This is a genomic window from Arthrobacter castelli DSM 16402 (assembly GCF_000430705.1).
GTDB lineage: Bacteria > Actinomycetota > Actinomycetes > Actinomycetales > Micrococcaceae > Arthrobacter_C > Arthrobacter_C castelli.
The window spans coordinates 1-5,077 of sequence record NZ_AUMN01000043.1 but is presented as its reverse complement, the minus strand read 5'-3'; the positions used below and the strand labels follow the sequence as shown (position 1 = coordinate 5,077).

Here is a 5,077-nt window from a genome sequence, read left to right as displayed (position 1 = left end):
GTCCGTGCCCGATGGCAACGACGCCGCAGGCCGGGCAACCAGCCAGGGACTGATCCGTTTCAATGCGAAGGAGCAGGCTCTCGGCAGATCCGGTGACGGAGGTGATGTGCACTCCAGTGATACCGAGCAGAGTGTCAGCGCGTTCGCACCAGCGCCCACCGGGACAGGACGTAGAATTAGACAAGTCAGGGTCTCTTTTGAGGTTGGAAGTTTGGTCGCTACCAATTCAAAGAGACCCTGACCCCGTTCCGTGCGCGCCACGCCGCAGCAGCCGCAGAACATCCCGCCATCTCAAATTCCTGAGGACACCCTAACCACGCTCAAATGCGAAGGGCCCGTAATCCGCAGTGGACACTCGCGATCGTCAGTGCACATCCACGACCACGCCGGCCGCCAAGGCAATGGCGCGGTAGTGGCCCGCCAGGTCATCCAGGCTGGAGTGGGCGTTGAGCCCACTCGGATTCGGGGCAACGTATAGCGCGGTATTGGGCCAGGGGCTCTCCTGCCATCCCATCTGTGCCCGCGGTTGTCCGAAAGCGGACCGGAAGGCGGTGACCCCCAGCAGGGCAACAACTGGTGGACGGCGTCGGTCGACTTTGCACACGTGACGCACCGGTCCGCAGTTCTTCGGCAGTCAACTCATCCGCGCGTGCCGTGGCCCGCGGACAGAGATTGCTGATCCCGATACCACGATTGACCAGCTCGGCAACTTCCTCTTCGCTGTAGCCGTCGGAGGGATTGATCTGGAAGCCGGTGATTCCTGCCCGGCACAAAGCCGGATAGAACCGGTTCCCGGGACGGGCAAAGTGCGCCACTGTCGGAACCTGAAACCGGCTGCCTGCGCATATCGACCAGACAGTGCAGGTCTGAGACGATTAGGTTCATGCCCCATATACTTCATCTTGCCGGTGATGAAGACGCCGACCGGCTGCTTGCGGATAACCCTTTTGCCCTGCTGATGGGAATGCTGCTCGACCAGCAAATCCCCATGGAGGTCGCCTTCTCCGGGCCCGCCAAGGTAAACGAGCGGCTCGGCGATGTCGATCCCGGCCACATCGCGGCCATGGACGCCGACGAACTCACTGCCGTCTTCGCCGAGAAACCCGCTGTCCACCGCTTTCCGTCCTCAATGGCCAAGCGCGTGCACAAGCTGGCTGAAGCGATCGCGTCCGACTATGACGGCGTCGCCAGCCGGCTCTGGACCGACGGCGATCCGGATGGAAAGCAGATCCTCAAGAGGCTGAAGGCGCTGCCCGGTTTCGGCGAGCAGAAGGCTAAGATCTTCCTCGCGCTGCTGGGCAAGCAGTTCGGCCTCGACGCCGCCGGGTGGCGTGAGGCGGCAGGCGCATACGGCGACGACGACGCACACATGTCGATTGCCGACGTCACCGACGAGGACACCCTGCTCCAGGTCCGCGCCTATAAGAAGGAGCAGAAAGCCAAGGCAAAAGCGGCCACAAGCGGCTGACCGCCGCGGGCTACATCCACGCCTGGGTTACATCCACTTGACGCCGTCGGTTTCGAACTCCTTGAGCCGGTGCTGGATCATCCTGCCCAGCAGTTCCGAGGGTACTTTTGCCGAATATGGCAGCTGCACCGACCCTTTGCCGGTCTTGAAGTCGGCGAGTTCTCCAGCGAAGGCTTCGCGGGTGCTGGGGGTGAACACGAAGTTTGCATGGTTCTTATGCCCGCTGAATACGAAGAGAATCGTGTCCAACGAATAAGCCGGGTTCCCCCACTTGAGTTCTTCCGTTGCACGGGGAACGCCGGTCCGGCTGATCTCACGCAGCTGCCGCAAAAGAGCCTGCGCCGGGCCGGCAAAGGATGCAAGATACTCGTCCACGGTCTCAGGCTTCTTGTCCATGCAGCCAGTCTGCCATCACGTGGCGCGAGCATCACGTGGCGGCGCATCCGGCACAGCAAAGTGGCGCCGGCACCGGGCCTGATATTCCTCAATGCCGCCGATATGGGCCTTGCTCAGCAGCCGGGCGTCCGCGACGTCGTCGGCCCGGACACGTTGGTGGAATGCAGCGTCCCCGCCGCAGACCGTACAGACAGCCGTCAGCTTCGTGACGTCGTCGGCCAGCGCCATGAGAGAAGGCAGTGGCTCGAACGGGCACCCGTCGAATGTCACCGAAAGCCCGGCCACCACAATTGTCGTGCCCCGAAGCACAAGATCGTTGACTGCTGTGATGAGCTCGGCGCCGAAGAACTGTGCCTCATCAATAGCGACCAGGTCCAGCTCCCGGGCTTCAACCAAACCGCGCACCGTACGGACGTCGGCTGCAGCCTGCGAGGGGATGCTCGGACCGGCGTGCGAGGCGACCTGAGAAGAGCCGTGGCGGTCATCCAGCGCATGGTTGACCACTTCCACCGCAAGACCGGCAAGATGTGCGCGCCTGACCCGCCGCAGCAGCTCTTCGGACTTTCCGGCGAACATCGGGCCGCTGATCACCTGAAGCCGCGCTTGCCGTTGCTGATCCATAGACGAACCCTAATCTATGATCGAGGCATGGCGTTGCATCCGAATTTGAAACCGATTGCCTCACTCATCGGCACCTGGCGCGGGCCCGGACGGGGTGAGTACCCGACGATCAGCTCGTTCACGTACACCGAGGAGCTCACCTTCACCGATGTGGGCAAACCGTTCCTGACGTACCTGCAGCGAACGTGGTCGCCTGAGGGCAGTCCAATGCACACGGAGACCGGCTTCATGCGGGCCCCGGATGCGGAGACCATCGAATTCACTATCGCGCAACCGACTGGGCAAACGGAATTGGCGGAAGGGCACTTGATCGAAGCAGCTTCGGGCTTCGGAATGGAACTACGGTCACGAATCGTGAACTCGGCGACGGCCAAGCAGGTCGACCAGACACAGCGGAAGTATTCATTAGCCAATGATGAGCTCTCGGTTGACTTCGCCATGGCGGCTGTCGGCCTGCCGATGACGCATCATCTGTCCTCGACCTTGCGCCGCGTGGAACCCGCGGCTTAGCTCGGCGACCCACTCTCCGGAAGCGTCGATAATCTCCAACCCGGCCCACCGCAGTTGCGGGCGCCATGGTCACCAAATTATCCGGCGGAGGGCTCTCCGCGCCCTTCCAGTGCCTCGCCTAAAATTCGAACTGCCTTGGGCCCGACGCCGTGGAGGGACAACAGTTCAGCTTTGGACCATCCGGCTGCCTCGTCCAGAGTAGTTATTCCGACAGTAAGCAGGGCGCGGGTCGCCGGTTTACCAATGCCGGGCGGAAGGTCACTGACAGTTGGGACGCCGCCGCCGTCGACGTCGGCCAGTGACGCGGCGAGCCGTTTCGGCGCCCGGCTGCTCCATGATGCCCGGACCAATTGCGTGAGTTCCTTGCCGTTGATGTCGGCCAACGGGATCCGGAATCCGATCGGCCTGCCCATCCGCTCCATGCGTTCCCCCGTCGGATGGTCCGCCATGGCCTTCTCGACGGCGTCATCGGGCAACGGCAACTGCACGTGGTTGTCCTTGGTCACCGACACGAAGCCCTTGCCCCGCACCGTGAAGGCGGGCTTCCCGAAGTGCGTGCCCTCCTCGACCTCAGGTAATCCCAAGGCTGCCTTGCGCAACTGAGCCATCGTCGTCATGGATGATGAGCTTAGTGGCAAGGGGCAAAGGCCGCGATAATGCATATTCTTATGACAACTTGTGATTAACTGTCTCCGGAACAAACCCGGGGGGCCAACGAAGCGGAGGGACCGAAGACCCATGACATCTGGCGAGCTCGACCTCTCGTCCGGAATTCCGCTGTACCGGCAGATCAAGGACATTCTGCGCACTGAAATCTCCGGGGGAATCTCGGATCCGACCAGGCCGATGACCGAGGCGCAGTTACTCGAGCGCTTCGATGTGAGCCGGGCGCCCATTCGTCAGGCACTCCAGGAGCTGACCACCGAGGGATACGTATACCGGCAACAAGGCAAGGGAACCTTTCCGGTCACCGGTGCGCGGGTGGACCGCCCGGCCGATGTCAGGTCGGGTGGCCTGCATCAATACCTGGCTGACCGGGGGCTGCAGCCAACGTCGAAGGTGTCCGGAATCGAACGGGTGGAGCCGCCTGCGCGGGTCGGGCATCGCCTGGGAATCGAAGCGCACGAGCACCTCCTGCACTTCACTCGTTTATTCTCGGCCCAGGGTGAGCCGTTCGCCGACAACACCATCTACATGAGGGCGCCTGAGGACTTCACGCCGACGGCGGCTGAGCTGGAAGAGACCGGCTCTGCCTTCGACCTGCTGGCCAGGGACTTTGGCATCACGCTCGACCGGGCTGAGCACGAGGCGTGGGCGACGGCGGCGACCGCCGACCACGCGGCGGCCCTGGGGGTGCCTGTTGGCAGCCCACTGCTCGCCATCGAGACGATCTTTTTCACCACCGGTGGCCTGCCCGCGGGATGGCGTTCCGCCATGCATCGGGCCGAAGAGTTCAAGTATCACTTCGTCACGAGTCGGTAAGCCCGCCTCTCAGCTCGCCCTGTAAGCCAGGCCTGACTGACCCAGGCACCGCCAATCTGCCGCCGAGACCCACCGGGTCACGAACGCCGGGAGGGCACTCGTTATCGAACTTTATTATGATAATATGCAAACTGAGCCTCAGGTAAGGAAGGTCACACTCGCGAGACAGCGGACTACGACTCGTCAGGCGGACGTCGAGTCCCCCGGTGCGCTGCTCTGCTTATTAGTACCGCCCGCACCGAGGACCGTGGAACTAGGGCGTGTCTCCTAAACTGATGTGGCTTTGGCGGGCAGGCTGGGAGTATGGCTTCTCGTAGTGTTCTCAGTGATGATCAGTGGTCGTTGATTCAGCCGTTGTTGCCTTCTTCTGATGGGCGGCCGGGTCGTCCGTTTGGTGATGACCGGAAGGTGGTGGAGGGCATTATTTACCGGTTTCGGTGCGGTATTGCCTGGCGGGATCTGCCAGCGGAGTTCGGACCGTGGCAGACGGTGTGGAAGCGTCATCGACGCTACAGCGGTGATGGCACGTGGGACCGCGTGCTGGGTTCGCTGCTGGGAGATGCTGACCAGCTCGGTTTGATTGACTGGGCGGTCTCGGTC

8 protein-coding genes and 1 pseudogene are annotated in these 5,077 nt (G+C 62.4%); 4 read left to right on the top strand and 5 right to left on the bottom strand.

All coding sequences use genetic code 11. The annotated features are described in order from the left end of the window. A pseudogene (locus H535_RS29725) lies at positions 1 to 184 on the bottom strand (ISL3 family transposase); the annotation flags it as partial. 180 nt (positions 185 to 364) lie between these two features. After that, a complete protein-coding gene (locus H535_RS29720; RefSeq protein ID WP_051299647.1) occupies positions 365 to 604 on the bottom strand; it encodes a uracil-DNA glycosylase family protein in 240 nt (79 codons plus the stop codon). A 279-nt stretch (positions 605 to 883) separates the two neighbouring features. On the opposite strand from H535_RS29720, the gene H535_RS0121545 reads away from it, so the two are divergent. Then, entirely contained in the window at positions 884 to 1,468 is a 585-nt protein-coding gene (locus H535_RS0121545; RefSeq protein ID WP_026821172.1) for an HhH-GPD-type base excision DNA repair protein, read from the top strand. A 27-nt stretch (positions 1,469 to 1,495) separates the two neighbouring features. Here H535_RS0121545 and H535_RS0121540 read toward each other — a convergent pair whose 3' ends face one another. Next, positions 1,496 to 1,864, bottom strand: a complete 369-nt coding sequence (locus H535_RS0121540; protein ID WP_026821171.1) for an iron chaperone — start codon at positions 1,862 to 1,864, stop codon at positions 1,496 to 1,498. A 15-nt stretch (positions 1,865 to 1,879) separates the two neighbouring features. Beyond that, positions 1,880 to 2,485, bottom strand: a complete 606-nt coding sequence (locus tag H535_RS27230; RefSeq protein WP_035770537.1) for a thymidine kinase — start codon at positions 2,483 to 2,485, stop codon at positions 1,880 to 1,882. A 27-nt stretch (positions 2,486 to 2,512) separates the two neighbouring features. Between H535_RS27230 and H535_RS0121530 the strand changes: the two genes are divergently transcribed. Beyond that, positions 2,513 to 2,995, top strand: a complete 483-nt coding sequence (locus H535_RS0121530) for a heme-binding beta-barrel domain-containing protein (protein WP_026821170.1) — start codon at positions 2,513 to 2,515, stop codon at positions 2,993 to 2,995. Between the two features lie 77 nt (positions 2,996 to 3,072). On the opposite strand, the gene H535_RS30145 is transcribed toward H535_RS0121530, so the two are convergent. Further along, positions 3,073 to 3,612, bottom strand: coding sequence for an MmcQ/YjbR family DNA-binding protein (locus tag H535_RS30145; RefSeq protein ID WP_026821169.1), 540 nt, complete (start codon positions 3,610 to 3,612; stop codon positions 3,073 to 3,075). Positions 3,613 to 3,733: 121 nt separating this feature from the next. Between H535_RS30145 and H535_RS0121520 the strand changes: the two genes are divergently transcribed. Further along, positions 3,734 to 4,477, top strand: coding sequence for a GntR family transcriptional regulator (locus H535_RS0121520; protein ID WP_026821168.1), 744 nt, complete (start codon positions 3,734 to 3,736; stop codon positions 4,475 to 4,477). Between the two features lie 303 nt (positions 4,478 to 4,780). Beyond that, the coding region (locus tag H535_RS29265; protein WP_026821167.1) for a transposase at positions 4,781 to 5,077 on the top strand (297 nt) is incomplete at its 3' end.

Coding starts and splice junctions, on each gene's coding strand:
- H535_RS27230 (WP_035770537.1), bottom strand. CDS start 2,485: ATGGATCAGCAACGGCAAGCGCGGCTTCAGGTGATCAGCGGCCCGATG.
- H535_RS30145 (WP_026821169.1), bottom strand. CDS start 3,612: ATGACGACGATGGCTCAGTTGCGCAAGGCAGCCTTGGGATTACCTGAG.
- H535_RS0121530 (WP_026821170.1), top strand. CDS start 2,513: ATGGCGTTGCATCCGAATTTGAAACCGATTGCCTCACTCATCGGCACC.
- H535_RS0121520 (WP_026821168.1), top strand. CDS start 3,734: ATGACATCTGGCGAGCTCGACCTCTCGTCCGGAATTCCGCTGTACCGG.
- H535_RS0121540 (WP_026821171.1), bottom strand. CDS start 1,864: ATGGACAAGAAGCCTGAGACCGTGGACGAGTATCTTGCATCCTTTGCC.
- H535_RS0121545 (WP_026821172.1), top strand. CDS start 884: ATGCCCCATATACTTCATCTTGCCGGTGATGAAGACGCCGACCGGCTG.